Origin of the sequence: Actinotalea ferrariae CF5-4 (genome assembly GCF_000603945.1) — a bacterium.
Taxonomy (GTDB): domain Bacteria; phylum Actinomycetota; class Actinomycetes; order Actinomycetales; family Cellulomonadaceae; genus Actinotalea; species Actinotalea ferrariae.
In genome coordinates, this window is sequence record NZ_AXCW01000511.1 from 1 (window position 1) to 672 (window position 672).

Sequence of the window (672 nt, forward strand, 5' to 3'; positions counted from 1 at the left end):
ATCGCCGCCAGGCCGAGGAGCAGACCGACCGACCAGAGCCGCGCCACGGGGCGCGGCTGACCGTCCGGACCGTCCGGTGCGGGGGCCTCGTCCCGCACGCGCGTCGCGGCCCAGCCGAGTGCCCCGGTCGTGACCAGGGTGACGACCCAGCCGGCGACGTCGGTGCGCCAGACCGCGTCCCACGTCGAGAGGAGCAGCTGGAGTCCGACGTGCAGCGCGAGGCCCAGGACGACGGCCCGGACCGTGAGCGGCCCGCCGCGGCGCCGCGCGGACGCCGCCACGGCGGCGACGAGCGCGCCGACGGCCAGCGCCACGGCGAGCAGCGTCACGACGACGCGGGGGGACCCGCCGAGCAGGGGGAGGGCCGCCCGCAGGCCGGCGACGAGGACGGCGCCCACCACGGCCGCCCGCTCGACGCGCCGTCCGGCCCCGACCAGGAGCGCCAGGACGGCCAGGAGGACGCCGGGGAGCGCGTACGTCAGGAGGGCGGCGCCGGCGGCCTCGAGGACCCCGACGGCGAACACGGTGTCGAGCGACGGGCCGCTGGCCCGGACGAGCTCGAGGGTGACGAGCGAGAGCGTGGCGACGAGCAGCGCCCACGCCGCGCCGGGCGGTGCCTGCCGGTCGTCGGTCCCGGGCGCGGCGGTGCCGGCCACGGCTGGGCCGGGCGTG

The 672-nt window shown here is 80.2% G+C and carries 1 pseudogene; it reads right to left on the reverse strand.

From position 1 onward, the window contains the following. Positions 1-672 (reverse strand): annotated as a pseudogene (locus N866_RS21780) (endonuclease/exonuclease/phosphatase family protein); the annotation flags it as partial.